Annotated in this window: 15 protein-coding genes; 13 read left to right on the plus strand and 2 right to left on the minus strand. The window is 70.5% G+C overall.

Going from position 1 to position 21,819, the window contains the following annotated elements; translation table 11 throughout:
* Positions 1–106: 106 nt before the first annotated feature.
* The 8 genes from ACFZCF_RS26225 (at position 107) to ACFZCF_RS26260 (ending at position 11,836) form a co-directional block, all read left to right on the plus strand.
* Positions 107–802, plus strand: coding sequence for a helix-turn-helix domain-containing protein (locus ACFZCF_RS26225; RefSeq protein WP_391289192.1), 696 nt, complete (start codon positions 107–109; stop codon positions 800–802).
* A gap of 87 nt (positions 803–889) precedes the next feature.
* The gene (locus ACFZCF_RS26230) at positions 890–1,681 is read left to right on the plus strand and encodes a hypothetical protein (RefSeq protein ID WP_391289194.1); all 792 of its coding nucleotides are present in this window, start codon (positions 890–892) and stop codon (positions 1,679–1,681) included.
* A gap of 62 nt (positions 1,682–1,743) precedes the next feature.
* On the plus strand, positions 1,744–1,971 hold the full coding sequence (locus tag ACFZCF_RS26235) for a hypothetical protein (RefSeq protein WP_391289195.1): 228 nt from the start codon (positions 1,744–1,746) through the stop codon (positions 1,969–1,971).
* Between the two features lie 70 nt (positions 1,972–2,041).
* Positions 2,042–2,713, plus strand: a complete 672-nt coding sequence (locus tag ACFZCF_RS26240) for a hypothetical protein (protein WP_391289197.1) — start codon at positions 2,042–2,044, stop codon at positions 2,711–2,713.
* Positions 2,710–3,018, plus strand: a complete 309-nt coding sequence (locus ACFZCF_RS26245) for a helix-turn-helix domain-containing protein (RefSeq protein ID WP_391289199.1) — start codon at positions 2,710–2,712, stop codon at positions 3,016–3,018. Before ACFZCF_RS26240 ends, ACFZCF_RS26245 begins: the two co-directional genes overlap by 4 nt.
* Positions 3,015–4,151, plus strand: coding sequence for a hypothetical protein (locus ACFZCF_RS26250; protein ID WP_391289201.1), 1,137 nt, complete (start codon positions 3,015–3,017; stop codon positions 4,149–4,151). Before ACFZCF_RS26245 ends, ACFZCF_RS26250 begins: the two co-directional genes overlap by 4 nt.
* Positions 4,152–5,077: 926 nt before the next feature.
* Positions 5,078–6,040, plus strand: coding sequence for a Shedu anti-phage system protein SduA domain-containing protein (locus ACFZCF_RS26255; protein WP_391289202.1), 963 nt, complete (start codon positions 5,078–5,080; stop codon positions 6,038–6,040).
* Between the two features lie 555 nt (positions 6,041–6,595).
* Positions 6,596–11,836 carry a sacsin N-terminal ATP-binding-like domain-containing protein gene (locus ACFZCF_RS26260; RefSeq protein ID WP_391289203.1) on the plus strand — a complete coding sequence of 1,747 codons (5,241 nt, stop codon included), beginning with the start codon at positions 6,596–6,598 and terminating at the stop codon, positions 11,834–11,836.
* Between the two features lie 557 nt (positions 11,837–12,393).
* Here ACFZCF_RS26260 and ACFZCF_RS26265 read toward each other — a convergent pair.
* Positions 12,394–14,073 carry a hypothetical protein gene (locus ACFZCF_RS26265; protein WP_391289204.1) on the minus strand — a complete coding sequence of 560 codons (1,680 nt, stop codon included), beginning with the start codon at positions 14,071–14,073 and terminating at the stop codon, positions 12,394–12,396.
* Positions 14,074–15,351: 1,278 nt separating this feature from the next.
* Here ACFZCF_RS26265 and panD point away from each other — a divergent pair.
* Together panD and ACFZCF_RS26275 are read left to right on the plus strand one after the other, a co-directional pair.
* Positions 15,352–15,777, plus strand: a complete 426-nt coding sequence (gene panD / locus ACFZCF_RS26270; RefSeq protein WP_391289206.1) for an aspartate 1-decarboxylase — start codon at positions 15,352–15,354, stop codon at positions 15,775–15,777.
* A 457-nt stretch (positions 15,778–16,234) separates the two neighbouring features.
* Entirely contained in the window at positions 16,235–17,791 is a 1,557-nt protein-coding gene (locus ACFZCF_RS26275; protein WP_391289208.1) for a transglycosylase family protein, read from the plus strand.
* Here the strand turns inward: ACFZCF_RS26275 and ACFZCF_RS26280 are convergent.
* On the minus strand, positions 17,672–18,640 hold the full coding sequence (locus tag ACFZCF_RS26280; protein ID WP_391289210.1) for a DMT family transporter: 969 nt from the start codon (positions 18,638–18,640) through the stop codon (positions 17,672–17,674). The genes ACFZCF_RS26275 and ACFZCF_RS26280 overlap by 120 nt on opposite strands.
* A gap of 352 nt (positions 18,641–18,992) precedes the next feature.
* On the opposite strand from ACFZCF_RS26280, the gene ACFZCF_RS26285 reads away from it, so the two are divergent.
* From ACFZCF_RS26285 to ACFZCF_RS26295, 3 genes are all read left to right on the plus strand, one after another.
* Positions 18,993–19,718 (plus strand): (2Fe-2S)-binding protein, encoded by a 726-nt coding sequence (locus ACFZCF_RS26285; RefSeq protein ID WP_388448458.1) that lies wholly within the window; start codon positions 18,993–18,995, stop codon positions 19,716–19,718.
* A gap of 63 nt (positions 19,719–19,781) precedes the next feature.
* Positions 19,782–21,257 (plus strand): SDR family NAD(P)-dependent oxidoreductase, encoded by a 1,476-nt coding sequence (locus tag ACFZCF_RS26290; RefSeq protein ID WP_391289212.1) that lies wholly within the window; start codon positions 19,782–19,784, stop codon positions 21,255–21,257.
* A 283-nt stretch (positions 21,258–21,540) separates the two neighbouring features.
* Complete coding sequence (locus ACFZCF_RS26295) at positions 21,541–21,711, plus strand: hypothetical protein (protein ID WP_388448460.1); 171 nt, start codon at positions 21,541–21,543, stop codon at positions 21,709–21,711.
* Positions 21,712–21,819 lie beyond the last annotated feature (108 nt).

Here is a 21,819-nt window from a genome sequence, read left to right on the forward strand (position 1 = left end):
CGAAGTGCACTCGTGGCACCGGCGGTTCTGGCGGAAAACGCAGATCGCCGCACCGCGCGCGTGCTGTGCTGTGCGCATGATTCGTGGCTCGGACAGGGATGGTCGCGTGCCGTTTCTCGACACGCTGACGGAGGGGGCCCGCAAGGCCTTCGCACGGCTTGGGACGCAGTGCAGCTTCGCCGTGGGAGACGTGCTGATTCATGAGGGTGATCACGCGCGGGATCTGATGGTGCTCCACCAAGGGGTGGTGAAGGTGACCGGTGGACTGGACGGGGGCCGGCCGGCGCTCATGGACGTCAAGAACGAAGGGGACGTGGTGGGCGAGGTGGCGGCGATGGGCCTCGGGCCGAGGTCAGCGACCGTCACCGTCGACCGCGAGGTCACCGCCACCGTCGTCCCGAATCACGAACTGCTGCCCTTCCTCCGTGCTCACCCCGAAGCGGAGCTGGCCCTCAAGCGGGTGATCGGCCGCCGTCTCCATCGTTTCGAGCGCTGGCCACTGGACTACGGCAGGTATCCGGTCTCGGTCCGGCTGGCGCGCGTGCTGGTCGAGCTGGCGCAGTCGCACGGGAAGCCGGACCGGAACTCGGTGCGGATCGACGTGAGGCTGTCCCAGCCCGAACTCGCCGACCTCATCGGATCCACCAGGGACACCGTGCAGAAGGCGCTGGCTCAGCTACGGATCGACGGGCTCATCTCCGAGACAGGCCAACGACAGACCTTCGTGCGTGACATGGCTGGCCTGCGGCGGGCGGCTCGCCTCGGCCCGGCGTCACGTGGCGACCTGTCAAGGAATCCGTAAAAACGCGGGATTCTTTCCCGTGGCCGTCCTTCCGCAGACAGTTGGCGTGCAACGCACCCGACAACCACTGGAAGGTGGCGAGTCGTCATGAGCGAACGGTTCTTTCCTCTGCCCCCGGAGAGCATCCCGCGCCCCCGGCTGTGCCTGGCGGCGGACATGGAGCAGTACAGCCTCCTCGACACCCGGACCCAATCGGCCGTGCAGTCCGACCTGGTCCGAGTGCTGGACGAAGCGGCGACGCTGACCGGACTGGACCGTGAGACCTGGGCGCGTCAGCCGCAGGGCGACATGGAGTTCGCCGTCCTCCCCGAGGCCACCCCGGAAGCCGCGGTCCTGGGGCCTTTCGTCCACCACCTGGCGGACCACCTCGGCGCCCTCAACGCGCGTGCCGCCGCCCCGCGCGTCAGGCTGCGGCTGGCCGTCGACACCGGTGTCGCTCCGGACGCCGCCCTCGGCCACGCCGGCCCCGCGCCCGTCGCCGTGGCGCGCTACGTGAACGCGCCCCAGGTGAAGACCGTGCTGGCCGTCCTCGCTTCGGCGGATCTCGCCGTCATCGTGTCGGACCGGCTGTACCAGGACGTCGTACGGTTCGGACAAGCCGGCCTCGACCCAGCGCAGTACGTTCGCGCCCACGTACAGGTCAAGGAGTTCGGAGGGTACGGCTGGATCCGCGTGCCGGGCCATGAGCCGGACGACGTACGAGCGGCCGTCGACGGCGGGCACGAGCCGCTGCCGTCGCCGAACGGTCCCGTGGCGGACCGGGCGAACCTCTCCCAGCACGTTCGCCGTGGTGTGGCCGTAGGCAGGGACGTCCATGGCGGCCTCCATCTCGGCCTGCCCGCGATGCCCACGGCGGACGGCCCCGGGAACGCCCGGTGACGGCTCCCCACACAGCCGGGTTCCGGTCCGAAGGGGACAGAACCCAGTGCGTGGACTATGGGGTGAACATCGGCAACGACCTGAACGGCTTCGTCTGCATCCACCCGCCGGCCCCCGTGGCCGACCCGTCGTGGTTCCGGCCCGGAACGGCGAGCCCGGTCCCGGTCGAACGCCTCGTTGCCGTGCGGTCGGCGCTGACTGCCCTTGCGAGCGCCTGCGAGCGGGCCGCCGAGGCGTTGTCGTACCGGGGCCTGACGGGGCCGGAAAGGAGAAGTGATGAGAAGGACTGACCCCGACGGTGTGTTCGCCCTGATCGCAGCGACGCTTTTCAGGGCTCCCGGAGGTGCGCGGCGCCTCCTCGTGGCGAGTGACGGCCACCGCCCCGTACGGCTGTCCCCGGAGGACTGCAGGAACGCTCTGTACGGGCAGCGGCGCGACGAGGGCCTGCGGACGGCGATCTGGCGACAGGCCGTGATGGAGGCCCAGCAGGAGCCTCCGGGCGGCGACGCGGAGGGGAGACTGCTAGTGGTCTGGCTGGCGATGCCCGGCTTGCACCGCAACCTGCACCGGATCCTGCGCCGCTTGAGGGTCGAGCGCACCGACTTGGAGTCGGAGGCCGTACTGGCCCTCCTCATCGCCCTCGACACCGCGGATCCGGATGATCCGGACACGGGCGGACGTCTTATCAAGGAGGCGGTGAACCGGATGTGGGCTTATGCCGACCGCGTCAGGAGGGAGGTGCCCGTCGTGGACGTCGCGCGCTTCGCGGACGCCCGCATCGCCATGGCTCCGGGGGAGGAGCGGCAGCGGTCGACCGAGGAGTGGGAACTGCACCTCGCACCCCCGCCCCGTCCCGACGGCCTGTGCGCGACGCTCCGCTTCGCCGAATCCCGCACACGGCAGGAAGGGGAGCGGCTCGGGGCGCTCTCGCACTGCGCGGGCTTGCCCGACGTGGTGTTCCGGGCCCGGCGTCATAAGGACGCGGCCCTTGTCGGCACGCTCGTGCTGCGCCCCGCGGGAGCCCGGCGGTGAGCCCCCGGTCCGGCCCGCCGCTGAGCTTCGCCGAGGCGTTCGACCTGCCCCTGAGCGTCGACCTGCGGACCGCTGCCCGCGCGTTCGGGGTCTGCCCCGGTACGGCGTACAAACTGATCCGGCGCGGTGTCTTCCCCTGTCCGGTGCTGCGCGTCGGGCGGCGCTACCGCATCCCGACCGCGTATCTGTTGCGCTCGCTCGGCATCGAGGAGCGTCCCGTGTACGCCGTCGACCTGGAAGCCGGCGCCTCGTACGCGGCCAGGCTTGACGCCACTGACATCCGTGGAACGGAGGATCCCTCATGAACGCGCCGCCGACCTTCCGGCAGGATCCCGAACGGCCCCGGACGTGCTTCGTCATCGGCCCCATCGGCGATGCGTATGCAGCTCACGGCACCCCCGAGCGCGAGTCCTACGAGCACCACCTGGGGATCTTCGAGCAGGTGATCGCGCCGGCCTGCGCGAAGTACGAGATCGACGCCGTGCGTGCGGACGGCATCGCGCACGCCGGTGACATCAACGAGCAGATCTGCCGGCACGTCATCGAGTCCGACTTGGTCATCGCGGACGTCAGCGGTGGCAACCCCAACGTGATGTACGAGTTGGGGCTGCGTCACATCACCGGCAAGCCGACCATCCACATCGGAGAGGCCGGACAGCTGCCCTTCGACATCGCGTCGATCAGAACGATCCGGTATCAACGGGCACGCAGTCACCTGGCCGGCGCGCGCCGGGAGATCGAGACCGCCTTGGAAGCCGGACTCAGGGACGGGTTCGAAATTCTCACCCCGGCGCGGGTCGTAAGAGCGCTTCAACCGGTCGGAGAGCCGCCGTCCTCCACTGGGGGCACGGACGCGGAGGCCGCGGCCGACGAGGATCCCCCTGGTCTGCTGGACGACTTCGCCGCGATCGAAGGCGGGATGGACGAGATGACCGCCCACATGGTGACCATCACGAAGATCCTGGAGACGATCCGTACGCTGACCCAGCAGAGCACCAGCGAGATGCTCAACCTTACCCAGGCGAGCGCCCCCGCGAGCGCCCGTCTGGCGGCGGCGGCCCGTTACGCGGAGTCGCTGAGCGTACCTGCAGGGGAGATGAGAACCGTCGCCATGGCCTTCGCGGAGCGGATGACGACGCTGGACAGTGGGGTGAGGGCCGCGCTGAGCCTGATCGAGGTGACACCGCCCGATGACCGCGGCGAAGGAACGGACGAGTTCCTGAAACATCTCATCGACTTGGATGAGGTCGCCCGGAGGGGACTTTCACATCTTGGATTCCTCAGCACCTCCGCGAGTGACCTGGTCCGTTGGAGCCGACACCTCCGCAAACCGGTGAAGGACATCTCCAGCGCGGTGCAGGAGCTGACCTCCGCCATCACGCGCATGGGGGAGTGGGCTGGCAAGGCCCGAGATCTGGCGCGGGGCGCCGCGGGGTGAATCTGTGCGGCAGGGGTCCGGACCCCAGAAGTCCGGGTCCCTGCCTCGTCGGTTCTTGCCGTTGTGTTGGGGCAGTCGGTGAAGCCCCTGCGTGGCTTGGCGGAGAAGGTCGACAAGGCGGGCGCGGAAGCCGGACGGGACATCTCGTGGACCCATCGGGCACTGCGCCTCAGGCGGCCTGTCAGTACCTACCGGCAGCATGGAGACAGAAGCGAAATGCAGGAGGGCTCGTGAAGTACTGGCTGATGGTCACTGGGGACAAGTCGGCTCTCTCCGGGGCAGCACGCAACCCGGAGGCGTGGGACTCCTCCTTGTCCACGGTCACCGGTCGCGACGTTGAGGGGGGCGATCCCGTCTTGGTGTGGCGCGGTGGCCGCGGCGGCGGAGTGGTTGCGGTGGGTGAGATCGCCAGCACCAGCACGGTTCCCCCCAACGACTTGCTGAGCCTAGTCAGATTGAGGCGAGACGAAGACGGTTCGGTTCCATCTCTTGTGCGAGCCGTACTGCATCTTGACAAGCTCATGTTGGCCACGCCGATCTCGGCTGACAAGCTGCGCGCAGCAGGCCTCGCACGAGTGGTGCAGCGGGCGCGAGCGGCCGGAGGCGACCAGAAACTTGTGCCTCTCGAGCTTCCTGAGAGGCAGTGGCGTGAGGTACTTCGACTTGCCGAGGACGCAGAGCCCCCCACCAGTTGGCCGGCCGCGTGGAATATCTCTCCTGGTTCTGTCGTACGACGCGCAGAGCTGCATGAGGTCTACGGTGGCAACCCGAGGTGCATTGTTGGCTCCAGCGCGAAGACGCCGAACGCACTCCTCTTCGTCGACTGTAGTCGTTCGGGTGAGCTGGCTCCTCGATGGAATGGGTCCGTACTGCTGGCAGCCGGGCAGGGGCAGTGGGCCGACGGAATCTCGCTGGAGAATCGGGCGGTGCTCGCGCATCTGCAGCGTGGCGTGCCGGTACGCCTCTTCTTGGTGCGAGGAGTTGAATGTCTGTACGTCGGCGAGGTCGGCATCGATATCGAGCAGCCGATAGAGCACTGGGTAGTAACTGGCAAGCGGGAAACTCGAATTCTTGACCGCGTGATCAGTTGGGACGTTCGGACGCCGATCTTCCGGCTTTACCTCCTCAACGGCGCAAGCGCCCTCCTGGATGACACAGACCCGTTTCGACAAGCTCCTCGGATGAGTCTCGGCCTGCACCCAACGAGTGATCAGCCGGTTGTTGCCGCGCTTCGCGAGCTGCTGGCTGTAGTAGCGAGTGATCCCACCATCGCAGCTTCGTTGAGCGAGCTCAGCGAGGCGCAGATGCTCGCAGTATTAGCTCAACGCGCTAGGCGGCAGGCGGACCTGGTCGAGCTCCGTGGAGCGGCCGATGACCCCGCTACCAGCGAGGGTGACCTACAGAAGCTTGTTCAGCGCATGACTTGGATCTTCGGCGGCGAGTTCCTACCGGGGACCGCCCGTCGCAACCTCACCCTGAGGGATCAGCTTGACCTGACTCTGCTCCGTCCTGACGGTACTCTGCACGGTGTCGAGCTCAAGAAGGCCAACATCGACCGACTTGTGACCGGACAGCGCAACCATTTGATCGTGGGACACGAGATCAACAAGGCCGTGGGTCAGGCCATGAACTACCTTCGGGAACTCGACGAGAAGCGTGCCCAGCTCCTGGTCGACCTGGGCATCGACGCCCGCCGCGCCTCGATGACCGTGGTAATCGGGCACAGCGCGTTCGTTACCAATGGCGCCACTTCAGCGCAGGTCGACGAGACCCTGCGCATGTACAACTCCCACCTCACCCGGGTGAGCGTAACCACGTATGACCGTCTGATTGAGAATGCGCAGCGAACGCTTGACCTGACGGCGGCCTCCGGAGGATATCGGCTGTGACAGCGGTGACAGGCCCTCGATCGGTTTGGTGGTGCCGGCCGCGCGGAGCGCCGGCAGGGGGCCGGGGCTGGTGCGGAGGCGGTCGAGTTCGCGGGCGCCGGCGTGCGGCTCGGCGAAGTCGGTGGTGAGACCGGTGCCTCCCAGTACCTCGGTGAGACCGGGAACGGGTTGGTAGAGGACGGGCAGTCCTGGCTGGGGTGGTGAAGGACGATGTCGTGCTGGCTGGGACGGCTTGGCCAGAGGGGCTGAACAGTGTCGCGCAATCCAAGCAGCACTGGGATGTGCCGGAACGTCCGCTCACGCATCCAAGGCAGGAACCCGGACGGACGGGCCCCTTTCGGGTCCTGCTCGGTAGTCGGCTGCTGCGCTACGCCCCGCGCGCTCCTGACCCGCGGGCCAGAATGCGGAATCCTCGGATGATGTGATCGCTGATCCGGTTTGATGGCGCCATAGGGCTCACCGCCCGGCAGGCGCCGCGCGACGAGTGTGCGTAGAACGAGGGGAACGGTCATCACATCGACGTACGACACTGTCGGCAGCGCATTCCGGGACACCGTGATCGCCCTGACTCGACGGCGGATCGAGATCTACCAGCACGCCGGTGAGGAATGGCGATTCGCGGAGAGCCTGAAGTCCGTCAGCGAGGACACCGCCCAGGAGTACGAGGGCCGCACCGTACTTGAACTCGTCCAGAACGGGCACGACGCACTCGGCGGCGACCGCCCGGGACGCATCTCCGTCCTCGCGGTCCCCGAGAAGGGCGGCGGTGTCCTCTACGTCGCCAACGAGGGCGCGGCCTTCAACGAGAAGAACTTCCGCGCCATCACCGAGGTGGCTTTGTCGAGCAAGGCGGCGGGTGAGGGCATCGGCAACAAGGGGCTCGGTTTCCGCAGCGTGCTGCAGCTGACCGACTGGCCGGAGATCTACTCCAAGACCTCGGCCGGCTCCCCGGTGTTCGACGGCTACTGCTTCCGGTTCGCGCGACCCGACGACGTACACGCTCTCGTGGAGGATCCCGATCTGGCGGCCCGCGTGGTCGAGGATGTCTCCCCCCTCGCGCTGCCCGTGCCGGCCGCAGCCACGGACCCCGTACTCAAGGAACTGGCCGAGGACGGATTCTCCACCGTCGTACGGCTCCCGCTGCGGGACCAGCACGCCTGGGGACTCGCCGTGGCGCAGATGAGCGAGATGGCGAACGGCGACGCGCCGCTTCTGCTCTTCCTCGATCGGGTGGCCGCACTCCTCATAGAGGTACGCGGCGAATCCCCTGACGCGTTCACGCGGGTCCTGTCCCGTACCGAGCATGCATCGGGCCTCGTCCGCGACCGCGAGAACGACTGGGTGACGGAAGTCGATCTCGCTGACGCCGGCCGCTATCTGCTGGCGCGCCGCACTGTGGAGGCCGGCTCCCTGAGTGAGGCGATCCGACGCAGCGTACGAGCCCGGGAGATCGATGCAGCCTGGGAGAACTGGAACTCCGAGGCATGGGTGGCGGTGGCCCTGAGGCTGGACACCCCGCTCGCGCACGGCCGTATGTACACGTTCCTCCCCATGGCCGCCGCTGCCCGGTCTCCCTTCCCTGGGCATGTTCACGCCCCCTTCTTCACGAAACTGGCGCGGCTCGATATCAGCGAGTCGGTGGCCCTCAATGACCACCTCCTCGACCACGTCGCACACCTAGCGGTGGATCTGAGTCGGCGCATCCGCTCGGAATCACCGCACCTCGTGGCCGCCGATCTCGTTGTCGACCTCGTCAGCTGGGATGTACCGAACCGGCTGAACGCCGCTCTCGACGGAAAACTCGGCACCGAACCGATCGTCCCGCTACACGGCACGGAGACCTGGGGCTCGCTGCGGGACTCCTACGCGTGGCCTGAAGGAAAACGCTCCTGGCGGGTACTGACCACCGACGCCCTCGCCGATGCAGGAGCTCCGCTGTTCGCCTCATCCGTCGGTTCCGTCCGCCACGCGCGACTCGACAAGCTGTGCAGAGCCGTCCTTCCCACCTCGCTCCGCGCACCGGCACAACTGTCGGCCGAATGGGTCGAACGCGTGGCCGCGACGCTGCCCCGCGAGGACGAGACAGCGGCAGGACCCCTGTGGGGTGCCTTCTACGGTGATGTCGCGCATGCGTTCGCGAGGGATCAGGAAGCGCTGCGCGGCCGCCGCATCATCCTCGACCAGAGTCTGCGGCTGAGGAACACCCTCGGCGGCGCGGCCGAGTCGCAGCAGAACGACGAAACCGTCTTCTTCCACCCCGACGCCGCCGACGCCGACTCCATTACCCAGGTCCCCGGTGACCTGAAGGCGCTGCGCCGCCGCATCGCCTTCACCCACCCGGCGATCGTCTGGGACCCCCAGGGGCGCGACTTTCTTCAGCGCCACCGGCTCGTGCGCCCGTACGAGCTCGACCGGGTCTTCGACGCGCTGGAGGACCTGCTCGCCGGCCGCCCCACCGAGGCACTCGGCCGCGACGCCCTCGTCTTCGCCTTCCGGCAGTACCCGACGCTCACCCAGGCCCAGAGAGGCCGCCTGCCCCGCATTCCCTTCCGCGTCCCGCTGGCAACCGACGGCTGGGGCAGGGCGGCACAATGTTCCTTCTCACCCGCCTGGGGCACCGAGGGGGCACGGAGGCTGGACCGGTTCCTCGGCGAAGGTGGGGCCGGGGTGCCCGCCGCGATCGCCGCTCAGCGTGACAGCTGGATCAGCGGACCAGACGCCTGGCCCACACCCGTCCGCGACAGGTCCGCCTACGTCGAGTTCCTCTCGGCCCTGGGAGTATGCGACGGCATGCGCCCGACCCTCGTCGGCGGCAGGCTGAAACCCAGCCACGGCAACGATCTGCGGCCGGCCGGCCTCGCCGTACGCTTCGGACTCGGGGACCCGCTCGCCGCCGTCTGGACCGCGGACGTCCAGAAACGGTGGACCAGGTTCGCCCACCCGTGGACACCGTACGAGTTCACGCGAGCACCGGCCCACCTCGCGGGAGGGGCCGACGTCGCGGCACTGCCCAGAACGGCTCGGCGTGAGTTCGCCGAACTGCTCCTCCACGGGCTCCGCACCTGGGGCAGCGAGGTGTTCACCTTCACCGTGCACAGGCCCACGTACCCCTTCAAGGACGAACACGTCTGGCCGACACCGCTCGCCTCCTTCCTCCGGGGCCTGGCATGGCTCCCCGTGGAGGAAGCGGACGGCCCCTCCTTCGTCACGCCCGGCCAGGCTTGGTTCAGCACCGACGGCGAACTCCCCGCCTTCGTCCCGGCCCTGCCCTTGACGACCCGGCGGCTGCTCGCCGACAAGACCGTCGCCGACCGCCTCCTCCAACTGGGTCTGCGCAGATGGGACGACCCGCAGCACGCAGGGGCGGTCGTGCTGCAGCTCGGGGACACGCTGGACAATGGGGAGGTCCCCGAGTACCTCAGCGTCTCCTTCAAACGGCACTACGAACGGGCTTGGTCGCAGATCGCGCAGACGGGAGTCTGGCCCTGGGCCCCCGGCGAGGAGATCCGGCTGGCCGTCAGCCGCGCCAACATGCTCGGCGCCCTGACGGTGCCCGCCTCCGCCGGGGGAGTCACCGTCTACGTACGCGACCAGGAGGACCCTCTCAAGGAAGCGCTCATTGAGCTGGCGGGTCACCCCGTACTGGTCGCCCCGGCCGAGTCCGGGGCGACCATCGTCCGACTGGCCGAGGCGAACGGGATCCAGGTGGAACGCACGTCCGCCACCCATGTCCAGGTCCGGCACAGGGACGGCTCCCCGATCACCCCGGACGGAGCGGCCACCGCACTCGTCGAGCGCGGGGAATGGCTGGTCACCGTCGTCGCCCTCGCCATGGAGCTGAAGTCCGGGGCGTTCGTCCGGCGTAGCGAGCGCGGCGTCCGTGCCGCGCTCGAACGGCTCCGCACCATCCGTGTCGTGCACGCCGACGACGTGGAGATCGCCATCGCGGGCGCACCGACCGAACCTCCGTCGACGACCCGGGCGCTGCCACTGCCCGACGACAACCACCCCACCGTGGTGGTCTGGAGGAGCGAAGAAGGCTGGGACGAACTCCAGGCGGCGACGCCGGCCATCGCACAGCTCCTGAGCCGTCCATGGCTGCAAGACGCGCTCGAACTCGTCCTGGTGAAGCTGGAGCGGCTCTTCGGTGGCCACATGCCCAGCCACATCGACGACGGTTCCCTCGCCCAGGCCCTGGACACGACCGAGGCGAAGGTCACTGAGATCAGGCGCCACCTCACCGGCGACGTACAGGACGCCGTACGGCTGATCCGTCCCGTCCTGGCCTGCGTCACCACCGCCGACTGGGACGAGGAGTCGGAGAACCTCCTGGCCCGTGCGGGAAACGAGTCCGAACTCCAGGCGGTCATCGACCGGTACGCACCCGACCTGCCCGTCTCGTCGGAGGCCCTGGTGGCCCTCGCCCGCTCCTCCACAACGCCCGCCGAACTGCGTGACGAGCTGCGAATCGACTTCATGGAGTTCAACGCGGCACTCGCCACGCTCGGCCCCGGGTACTCGCCGTACTCCTACCCCGACGTTCACGAGCAGGTCTTCGGCGACTTCGTGCGTGCTCACGCCGACGCGATCCTCGACCGACTCCGCGAGCGCTACGCGGCCGCTGCCGACGAGGGCGGCGACTTCACCCCGTATGCGGCGGCCCGCGCTCTGCACGACCTACAGCCCGACCCGGACTGGCTGCCCCGCTTCATGACCCCGCCCCCGGAGGCGATGCGCGTCAGGGTGGGAAAGTGGCTGCGCGAGCACGGCGCCGACGACGACCTCGACCGGCCGGGAACCCTCCCGCCCGTTGACCTGCTGCGTGAACGCAACGCTGCTGCGATCGACACGCTGGTGAAGGTTCTGCTTCCCCTGGTGGAGGCTTGGTGCCGCAAGCAGGGCGTCGAACCTCCGAGCGGCTGGCACGGCGCTGTCCTTCTGGAGTCCAAGAGCTGCGTCGACAGGTCCGGGCTGAGCGACCTGGTGGCGTTGAGCGAGAGCCAGCTGATCGATGCAGTGGAGCGCGCGGTGAGGTGGCCCGACGGCATGCCGCGGACTGCGGATCTCGTCCAACTGGGCCTGACTCCGAACGACCTGGCGCGGACGGCGAAGCGCCTCTCTCATGGTTCCGGCGGCACCAGCGGCATCGTGCCGCGCACCATCACCATCGGGGACGCCGAAGTCAGCGTGGGACGCGACCAGCTCTCCGCCATTGCGGACATCGCGGCGCGTACGGTTGGCGAATCCTTCCTCGCTCAGAGCGGCAGGGTGCGCCTTGACGCCGTCCAAGGCGTACCCCGGCCACGTCCGGGAACGAGCTCCCCCAAGCAACGCATCGTCGTGGCGAAGATGAATCAGACCAACGAGGATCAGCGATCGGCCATCGGCCTGGTCGGAGAAGTGGCGGCTCGCGCATGGCTCCAGCGTCGGTACGCGGACGTGCACTGGAGGTCGGGATACGCCGCTGTCGTCAACGGAGACCGCGACGCGTCCGACTCGCTGGGGTACGACTTCGAGGTGAAGTGGCGCGATACCACCCGGTTCTTCGAGGTGAAGGCGCTGAGCGAACCGAGCGCCGACCGAGTCGAGTTCGAGCTCGGACCGTCCGAGGTGGACGCTGCCCGTCGCCATGCACGCGGCAGCCGCTACCGCATCCTGTTGATCACCTCCGCGCTCGCCCCGGAGGACCGCCGGGTCTTCGAGCTACCAAACCCCTTCTCCGCACAGGGGCGGGATCGGTTCAAGATCGTGAGCCGAGGGTTGCGCTACCAGTGCTCACCTCTCGGGAAGGGATAGGCCACCTGCCGAGAGACAGCTGAATCCACCCTCGCGGTCGCTCCCTCGGCAGCCTTCACCACAGCCCGGGCACGCCCAGCCTGGCGCTCGGTGAAGCGGCGGAACTCCGAGGAGAGGCGGAGATCTCCGAGAGGGTAAGCCGGTGAGGGCACTCCCTGGCAGGGCGGAGAGGCGTCCCCACGCTCGGTAGGTCGTTGTAGGACTCGAACCACAACCAATGGACGCATCGCGCACGCACGTCGGTGTTTGGCAAGCCAGTGCTGCCCTGTGCATGCAGCACGTGGAACGCTATCAGGAGCTCGCGATGAGACTGGCCAACGACAGTGATGTATGGGTGCGGCGGACCTTGGCGGAGGCCGCCGCCGACATAGCGCCGGAGCGGGCCACGTCGGCGGCCGTGATTCTGGAAGTCCTTCGCGAGGATGTGCGGCACAGCGTCCGTGCCACAGCATTTCCACGACGTTGATGGTCGGCCATCTGGCGCTCGGCTGCCTGCCCTTGCCATACCACACAAACCTCACCATGCGGCAGCTCGCACCGCTGGCGGTACGTGTTGATCAACTGCCGTGGTTTTTGGAGCATGCCCGGCACCTGGTTCGGCCGCGCCTGATGTTGGTCAAGGTCACCGCGGCTTCGGCCCCGCACGCACAGCGGCAGTGCCACCGATCGGTGGTCTGCCCGGGATAGGTCTCAAGGGGCTCGAACCCGGCTTGGCGAACCTCGACAGTGGCCTTCAAGGGATTGGTTCGGCCGCCGGCCCGGGGGCACTTCTTGCATCCCGTGGTTCCGGACCGGACGAAGGACAGACGCGTCATGACCTCGTTCCCGCAGGAACAGCGGCAGTGCCACCGGTCTGTGGTCCGCCCCGGGTAGGGCTCCCGAGGTTCGAAACCAGCCGCTCGCATCTCGTCCGCGGCTTGCTCGGCGTTCGATGTCTTGGAGGAGCAGAAGCGGCAGCGGCTCCCTCCGTTGTTGACGTTGGAGTAGGTGGGGGTGCTCTCGCGGCCGCATGTGGTGCAGAGGCAGCGCCAGGGGGTCTGACTGGTGCGGTAGGGCTCCAGCGGTTCGAACCCGGCCGCGCGCATCACTTCAACCGCCTTGGGCGCGGTCGCGGCGGCACGTTTGGCCTGCGCCGCCCTGGTCCGGCAGACGCGGCAGCCCTGGCCCCCGTTGCGTACGGCGTTGAAGGTGGGCCGGCCCTCGTGCCCGCACGTGGTGCACCGGGAGGGCCAGGTCGCGTTGGTGCGGCCCGGGTAGGGCACGAGCGGCTCGTACCCACGGGCGCGCATCTCCTCGGCGGCGGCTTCGGCGTCGAAGAGGAAGGCTGCCCGGGGCCGGGCGTCGGCCCGGGGAGCGTAGGCGTCGGGTGCGCGGCGGGTCTCTTCCTCGACCATGACCCACACCTCGTCCGCGGTAACGCGGTCGGTGGAGCAGGTCTCGCTCCACCCGTTCGGCATGACCTCCTTGGTGAGGAACGGACACAGCTTGGCGCCGCGCAGACGGTCCAGTACCGCCTGTTCGACCTCGTAGGCGGCAGCGCCGGTCATGTAGTCACGGGCTCGGTACAGCTCCCACCCCTGACGCTCGTGCTGCAGGAGGCGGGAGTTGTAGCCGGTGCAGGCGCCGATGCCGACCTTGACCGCGTCCCACTCCCGGTGGGTGATCACGTAGAGCTTCGCCGGCCCGGCCAGGTCGATGCCGTGGGTGGCGCACATCCGGCATCCCTTGCCGGTACGGACACCGGTCAGCCGAAGATGCACTTCGTGCCCCGCCGGACAGCGGCACAACCACCGCTTGTCACTGCCGGGGTAGGACTCCAGCGGCTCGAACCCGGCCGCCCGCATCTCGGCCGCGCACTCCGCAGGGTCGAGCGGCGCGCTTCCCACACAGTGCCCGCACCCGTACCCACGGCCCTTGACCCCGGAGTACAGGGGCTTCGACTCCTTCCCGCACGTCGTGCAGCGGCAATGCCAACCCACCGAAGCACCGGGATACGGCTCCAGCGGCTCGAAGCCGTGCGCCCGCATCAGGGCGGCAGCCTCAGCCGCATCGGTACGGCGGGCAGTAGCCCGCTGCTTGTATCCCTCCGCCCGGCAGACAGGACACGGGTCGTAGCCGCTGCGGACACTCGACGCCTTCACCCGTACCACCTCGCCGCACACCGCATGACGGCAGCTCCACGGTGCGGCGGCAGACAGATACGGCTCCAGCGGCTCGTACCCTGCCTCGCGCATCATGGCCTCCGCTTTTTCGGCATTGGCTTCACGCTGCCGCCGGCCGCGGGCTCTGCGATTGCACGTGGCGCAGCCCGACGCGACCCCCTCCTTGATCAGGTTCCGGACCGCGGACAGCCGTGGTGTGCCGACGGCCCCACACGCGGTGCAGCGGCAGCGCCACGGTTTCCCGCTACCGGGGTAGGGCTCCAGCGGCTCCAAACCGACCGACCGCAGGTCCGTCTCGGCCCGCTCGGCCCCATCGGCACGCTCCTGGAAAATCGCCCGGCGGCTCTCCTTCGCGCACTCCGTGCACCCGACCCGGCCGGCGCTGAGGTACGCCGGTCGAGGGGAGACGATGCTTCCGCACGCCAGGTGCCGGGATCGCCACGGCTGCCCGCTCCCGGGATAGGGCTCCAGCGGCTCATATCCGGCCGCCTGCATCGCGGCGGTGTGCTTGGCCTCAGCTGCTTGACTGCGCGGGCGCCCTGCATCTCCGCGGTCGGAGACAGGGCTGCGGGAGAACGAGCGAACCATGCGACGATTCTCGCCCTTCAGCGCGGGCAACAAGCCCTGTTTCGTGGTCCTCCTCGAGAGTCGGGTTGCGCGGGTGCCAGCTGTCGTCCGCTTCCAGGGTGGCCACGCCGGGGGAGATCTTGCTGCTCTGCGCCATCGCGTCGCGCACTGGCCGCGTGCGGATAGGTCCTGCGGATCATGGAATAGACGTTCGCATCCCAGGCGCTCAGTCCTGCTCGCTTGCAGCAACGTCGGCAGCCGAGCCCGTACACGCTTCCGCTCCCCGCGCCGAAGGCCCCGTGCGCCGTCGGCCGGGGCGGTTTCCTACCACACCTCCGGCTCGCGAGGCCGCCGGGCGGGTAGCCGTCGCTCGCGAGTTCCACGCTGCCGAGGGGCCTCGGGCGGGCGGCAGGCGGCGAGCCGACTTCCGGAGCGGTCGAGCGTCGACCGGCTGATGGCCAAAGGGGCCGTGTTCCATGAACCGGAGCAATGTCGGTGCCCGACAGATCGTTGGTGCGTGGGCGCACGTCGTCCGTGTGTGCAGAGGGACCTCCCGCATGTCTGATGGCTCATCAGGTAAGTCAGCATCCGGTCAGCATGAGTCCCCGTGCGTTTCGGGACGATCGTCTCAACAATCGCCGGTGTGAAGGGAAAGCCCAGGTGGGAAGCCGTCCAGCCCGACCGGAGCGATGTTCCTCACAAACATCGGACGGGGCGCCGGTGTAAAGTCGAGGCCGCCCTTGACCTGCACAAAGCAGGCAGGGAGCCGTCTCAGAGGAGTCCCAAGTGCTGCGTACTCTGTTCAAGTCCAAGATCCACCGCGCCACCGTCACCCAGGCCGACCTGCACTACGTCGGTTCCGTCACCGTCGACGCCGATCTGCTCGACGCGGCCGATCTGCTGCCCGGTGAGCTCGTGCACATCGTGGACATCACCAACGGCGCCCGCCTCGAGACCTATGTCATCGAGGGCGAGCGGGGGTCCGGGGTCGTCGGGATCAACGGCGCCGCCGCCCATCTGGTGCACCCCGGGGACCTGGTGATCCTCATCAGCTACGCCCAGATGGACGACGCCGAGGCCCGGGCGTACGTGCCGCGCGTCGTGCACGTCGACGGCGCGAACCGCATCGTGGAGCTGGGCGCCGACGCCTCGGCGCCCGTGCCCGGCAGCGACCAGGTGCGTCCGCCGCACGCGGTGCCCGCGTCCGCCTGATCCGCGGGGACGCGGCGCACGGCCGAGTGGCGGCAGGGGGAGCCCGCCGCCACGCCCGGTCGGTGGTGCGGCGATGTTTGGCGGTGCCACCCTGGTAAAGAAGGGAGGGTGTAGCAGGGGGGAGACGCCGTCGACCGGGAGGCCCGTCATGACCCATCCGTACCCCGACCCGTTGCCGCCCTCGCCGATCCCGCCGCCGCAGCCCGGGCCCGCTCCGGTGCCGCCGCCGAACCCCGTTCCCGTGCCGCCCGACCCGGCCCCGCCCGCGCCGCCCCAGCCCGGCGGGCCCGTGCCGCCGCCGGAGCCGCAGCCCCAGCCGGGCCCCGCCGGGCGCGGCGGGACGCCAACGGCCGGGTGACCCAAGGGAGTCGACCCCGGCGGACTTCCGCGTCCGGCTTGTCACACAGCGTGCGACCCCCGTAACTTGGACCGCTGTCGCTGTGTTCTAGGGGGGCCCATGGCCGTACGCGGACGTCACCGCCGCCACCAGCCGAGCCGGATCAACCGCGCCTCGCTCACCGTCACCGCCGGAGGGGCCGGGCTCGCCCTGCCCCTCGTCGGCGCGGGCGCCGCGCAGGCCGCCTCGCTCGACGTCTGGGAGAAGGTCGCCCGGTGCGAATCCTCCTCCAACTGGCGGATCAACACCGGGAACGGCTACTTCGGCGGCCTCCAGTTCAGCCAGTCCACCTGGGTCGCCCACGGCGGCCGCGAGTTCGCGCCGCGCGCCGACCTCGCGTCCAAGGACCAGCAGATCGCCGTCGCCGAGCGGGTCCTCAAGGGACAGGGCCCCGGCGCCTGGCCCGCCTGCGGGCCCGAGGCCGGGCTCCGGCGCGGCGGACCGGCGCCGGACGCCTCCGGAGGCCCGGACGCCTCCGGAGGCCCGGACGCCTCCGGAGGCCCGGACGCCTCCCGAGGCCCGGACGCCTCTGGCGGCGGCAACGACGTGCGGACCGCCTCGCTGCCCGCGCAGCGCGCCTTACCGCGGCAGGCCGCCGCGAAGCCCGGTCCGACGACCGTCCCCACCCTCCGCGAGATGTACACCGTCACGCCCGGCGACTCGCTCTCCGCGATCGCCCAGGAGGAACGGGTGCGCGGCGGCTGGCAGCGGCTGTACGAGATCAATCGCAAGACCGTCGGGGACGACCCCGACCTGATCCTCCCCGGCCAGCGCCTCACCCTCCGGATCGCCGCCCCGGTCCGGCCCGCGCCCGCCCCGGCCCCCGCCGCCCCGAGCGCCCGTCCGAGCTCCCCGCAGGCGCCGCCCACCCTGAAGCCGCCCGCGCCTCCGAAGCCCCCCGCCGCCGGGGCGCCCGCCTCCAGGCCGCCGGCCGCCGAGCGGCCCGTCACCCGGCCCGCCGCGCAGACGCAGACCCGTCCCGCGCCGACGCAGAAGCCGCAGGCCCGGCCGACGCCCCAGCAGCAGACCAAGCCCGCGGTCCAGGCCCCGCCCAAGCCCGAGACCAAGCCGAAGCCCACACAGCAGACCAAGCCCCAGCCGAAGCCGACCCAGCAGAGCAAGCCCCAGCCGAAGCCCACCCAGCAGACCAGGCCCCAGCCCAGGCCGCAGAGCAAGCCGAAGCCCAAGCCCCAGCCGGCCGCGCCCCGCGAGGACCGCTACTCCGCACCCGTCTCCGCCGACATCGGAACCCGCTACGGCAAGCCCGGCTCGTCCTGGTCCAGCGGCTACCACACCGGCGTCGACTTCCCGGTGCCCACGGGCACCACGGTGAAGGCCGTCTCCGACGGGAGGATCGTCTCCGCCGGGTGGGCGGGCGCGTACGGCTACCAGATCGTCGTCCGCCACGACGACGGCCGCTACAGCCAGTACGCCCACCTCTCCGCCGTCTCCGTCCGCGAGGGGCAGCGGGTCACCGGCGGCCAGCGCATCGGGCGCTCAGGATCGACCGGCAACAGTTCGGGACCGCACCTCCACTTCGAGGTGCGGACGGGTCCCGGGTACGGCTCCGACATCGACCCCCTCGCCTATCTCAGGGCGCGCGGCGTCTCCATCTGACGCCGAGGGCCCGTCCCCGCCGGGACGGGCCAGCCGGTCCAGGGTCAGCTCGACGAGCCCGCCCGCCGCGACCGCGCCGCAGACCAGCGCCGCGACCGCGCCGGCCGCCCCGTACCGGAAGCCCTCGCCGAACAGCGTCAGGCCGACGGTGGCGGCCACCACCGGGTTGACGACGGTGACCGTGGCGAGCGGGGCGGCGAGTCCGGCGCCCCGGTACGAGGCCTGGGACAGCAGCAGGCCGGTGACCGCGAGCGCCGACAGCACCAGCCCCGAGCCCCACTCGGCGAGCGGCGCGTCGGGCGACCACTCCTCGGCGACCGCCTTGGTGAAGACCGACGCCACCCCGAAGGCCACGCCGGCCGCCGCCGCCAGCGCGACCCCGCGCAGGGCCGAGCGGCCGGCCACCCGGGCCAGGACGAAGAGCGCCGCGACCGCCGCGAAGGTGGCCCCGGCGAGCAGCCAGCGTTCCCCGCCGCCGGGGGTGCGGCCCTCCCCGCCGGCCGTCACGCTCAGCAGCCCCGCCAGGCCCGCCGTCGCCATCAGCGCCCCGTGCCAGGCCCGCCGCCCCGCCGGGCGGCGGACGAACAGCGCCGCCATCGGCAGTGCGAAGACGATGGTGAGGGCGCCCAGCGGCTGCACCACGCTGAGCGGCCCGTAGGCGAGCGCGGCGACGTGGAGGGCCGCGCCCAGGCCGTTCAGCAGGACGGCGCCCCACCAGACCGGATTGCGCAGCGGTGCGTAGGTCGGCCCGGAGGCGGCCGCGGCGACCCGCTCCTGCACGATCGCCGCGCCCGCGTAGGCCACCGCGGAGACCAGTGAGAGGACGACGGACAGCGCGAGGGGACTCATACCCTCCACGATCGCTCTCCGGGGCGATTCCGTCGTCAGACCAGGGGACGCCCTCGCCGGTACCGCCGACGCAGTACGCGGCCGACCCGTACACCCCGTGGCGTACGCCATCGCAGGTCACAGCGGGTCCAACCGGGGTGAAACGGGCGCGTGAGGTGGTACCGGCGGCCCACGGCCGCCCGGGCCGCGGGCCGCATCCCGAGCCAGTCCGCGCCCCGACCGGTCCACTTTGGCCCGCAAGACGCCAGGGGTTGGTACGGGGTGCGGTTCGGCCCGCGAAGCCCCCGGCCCGAGGGAGATACGGTGGCCCCGCACCGCCGGGCCCCGCCGGCGGCGGACCCGAGGAGGAGCGGTGGATCCCGAGACGAGCGGCACCTTGCTCGGCGGCTTCTTCGCCCTGCGGACCGTCCCGCCGCCCGCCGGCGGCGACCACCGTCCGCTCGCCCGGCTCTACGACGGCGACGCCCACGCCGACGGCCCCCTCCACGCGCGCGTGGACCAGGTCGCCGCCCGGCTCCGGACGCCCGAGCGGCGGGTCGCCGCGTCGGTCGCCCACCTCGGACTCGCCGCCCGCCTCTGGTCGACCGCGCTCGGCCCCGCCGCCCTGTGCGGCCGCTTCCCGGCCCTCGACCCGGCCGAACTGCGCTGGGACCCGGCGTTGACCGCCCCGGACGACCTGTGGTGGTCCGGCGCCGACACCCGCCCCGCCACCGTCGGCGCGCTCCGCGAGGCCGTCCAGGAGGCGCACCTCGTCCCGCTGCACGCAGCCCTCGCCCGCGACGGGCGGATCTCGCCCGGGCTGCTGTGGGGCAACGCGGGCTCCGCGCTCGCCGGCGCCCTGCGCGAACTGATCCGCTGGTCCCGCGCCCACGACCGGCCCGAGGCCGCGACCCGGGCCGCCGCCCTCGTCCAAGGGCTCCTCGACCACCCGGACCTCGCCGGCACCCTGAGCGGCCCCGCCCTGCGCCGTACCACCTGCTGCCTCTACTACCGCTCCGCCTCCGGAGGCCTCTGCGGCGACTGTGTGTTCGACCACGCCCCGCGAACGGGTTTGGAGCGGCGGGCCCCGGCTCCGTAAAGTTGCCTCTTCGGAACCCCCGGCGGCACCCCGCCCGCGAGCGATCGAGGAACGACGAAGGCCATGACGGTGACTGAAGAATCCCAGGAGTACGGGCCGGGCATCGACCCCGAGCGCCTGGCCGTCTGCCTGAGCGTGCTCGACGAGCTGGAGAAGATCGACGTCGACCACCCCGACGCGATCGCCGTCCGCCGCGCCACCGCCGGGATCTACCGCATGGTCAAGCAGCGCCGCCGCCAGGAGCGCCGCGCCGCCAAGACCGCCCACGACCGGGCCGTCACCGAGGCGACCGCCACCGGCTCCGCCCAGCGCATCGACGACGAGACCGAGGGCATCCTGCCCTCCTCGGTCACCGAGGCCGGGAAGATCGCGGGCATACTCCAGCGCCCCCGGTCCTGCTACACCTGCAAGACCCGGTACGTCGAGGTCGACTACTTCTACCACCAGCTCTGCCAGGACTGCGCGGCCCTGAACCGCGCCAAGCGGGACGTCCGCGCCGACCTCACCGGCAAGCGCGCCCTGCTCACCGGCGGCCGCGCGAAGATCGGCATGTACATCGCGCTGCGGCTGCTCCGCGACGGCGCGCACACCACGATCACGACGCGATTCCCCAAGGACGCCATCCGCCGCTTCAAGGCGATGGAGGACTCGGCCGAGTGGATCCACCGCCTGGAGGTCGTCGGCATCGACCTGCGCGACCCGGGCCAGGCCGTGGCCCTCGCCGAGCAGGTCGCCGCGGCGGGCCCGCTGGACATCCTGATCAACAACGCCACGCAGACCGTGCGCCGGCTGCCGTCCGCGTACGCCGCCCTGGTCGACGGCGAGTCCGCGCCGCTGCCCGCCGGCGAGCTGCCCGCCCACCACGTCATCGGCGCCTTCAACTCCGGCGCGGTCGACGGCCTCGCGGCGCTCCCCGTCGGCACCAGCGGCCTCGACGCCCAGAAGGTCGCCGACCTCGCGCTCGTCGCGGGCAACGCCGGCCTGGAGCAGTACCAGGCGGGCACCGCCATCGACGCCGGCGGCCTGCTGCCGGACGTGGTGGAGTCCAACACCTGGGTGCAGACCATCGACCAGATCTCCCCGGTGGAGCTCCTGGAGACCCAGCTCTGCAACTACACCTCGCCGTTCATCCTGATCAGCGCGCTGCGCCCGTCGATGGCCGAGGCCGCCGCCAAGGCCGCGAGCGGCCGGGCGTACGTCGTCAACGTCTCCGCCATGGAGGGCGTCTTCTCCCGCGGCTACAAGGGCGCGGGCCATCCGAACACCAACGCGGCGAAGGCCGCCATGAACATGGTGACGCGGACCAGCGCCCAGGAGATGTTCGAGACCGACAGGATCCTCATGACCTCGGTCGACACCGGCTGGATCACCGACGAGCGCCCGCACTTCGAGAAGCTGCGGCTGGCAGAGGCGGGCTTCCACGCCCCGCTCGACCTGGTCGACGGCGCCGCCCGCGTCTACGACCCGGTGGTCCGCGGCGAGGCCGGAGAGGACCTGTACGGCGTCTTCCTGAAGGACTACTTCCCCGGCAAGTGGTAGCGGCCGGCCCCGCACCGCGGATTTCGAGAGCGCCCTCCCCCCGGGGAGGGCGCTCTTTTCGGTCTCTGTCACCCGAATGCGTCACACTTCCGAGCCCGGTAGAGCGCATGCCTGCTCATTTGGTTACTCTGATGCCCACGGACGGCCACCGGAGCGACACACCGCTCCACGACCGTCCAAGGGGACTGGCCACCCACCTCGGCCGCGGCCCCGCTCCAGACCGGCGCCACCGCGACCGAACGGTCCTCCGTCCTCGACCTGACGCGACACAAAGGAGTGCGCGGTGACACCCGAACTGACGAAGCAGGAACCCCGACCTTCGGAACCCTCCGAACGGCAGCGGCGCAAGGGCGAGCTGGGCAGCCTCGAAGTGTGGGCGCGCTCGGCCCCCATCCGCCTCGCGGGCTACGAGGACGACCTCGCCGAGCCCCACATCCTGCCGGGCATCGACTGACAGGGGTCGTCCCCCGGGCCGTACCGACACGGCCCGTGCGACTCCGGTGCCCCCGGCCCTCCCGGCCGGGGGCACCGTCGTGTCCGGCTCCGCCCCGCAGCCGGGCCG

The sequence above is a fragment of the Streptomyces sp. NPDC007945 genome (genome assembly GCF_042958885.1).
Lineage (GTDB): Bacteria > Actinomycetota > Actinomycetes > Streptomycetales > Streptomycetaceae > Streptomyces.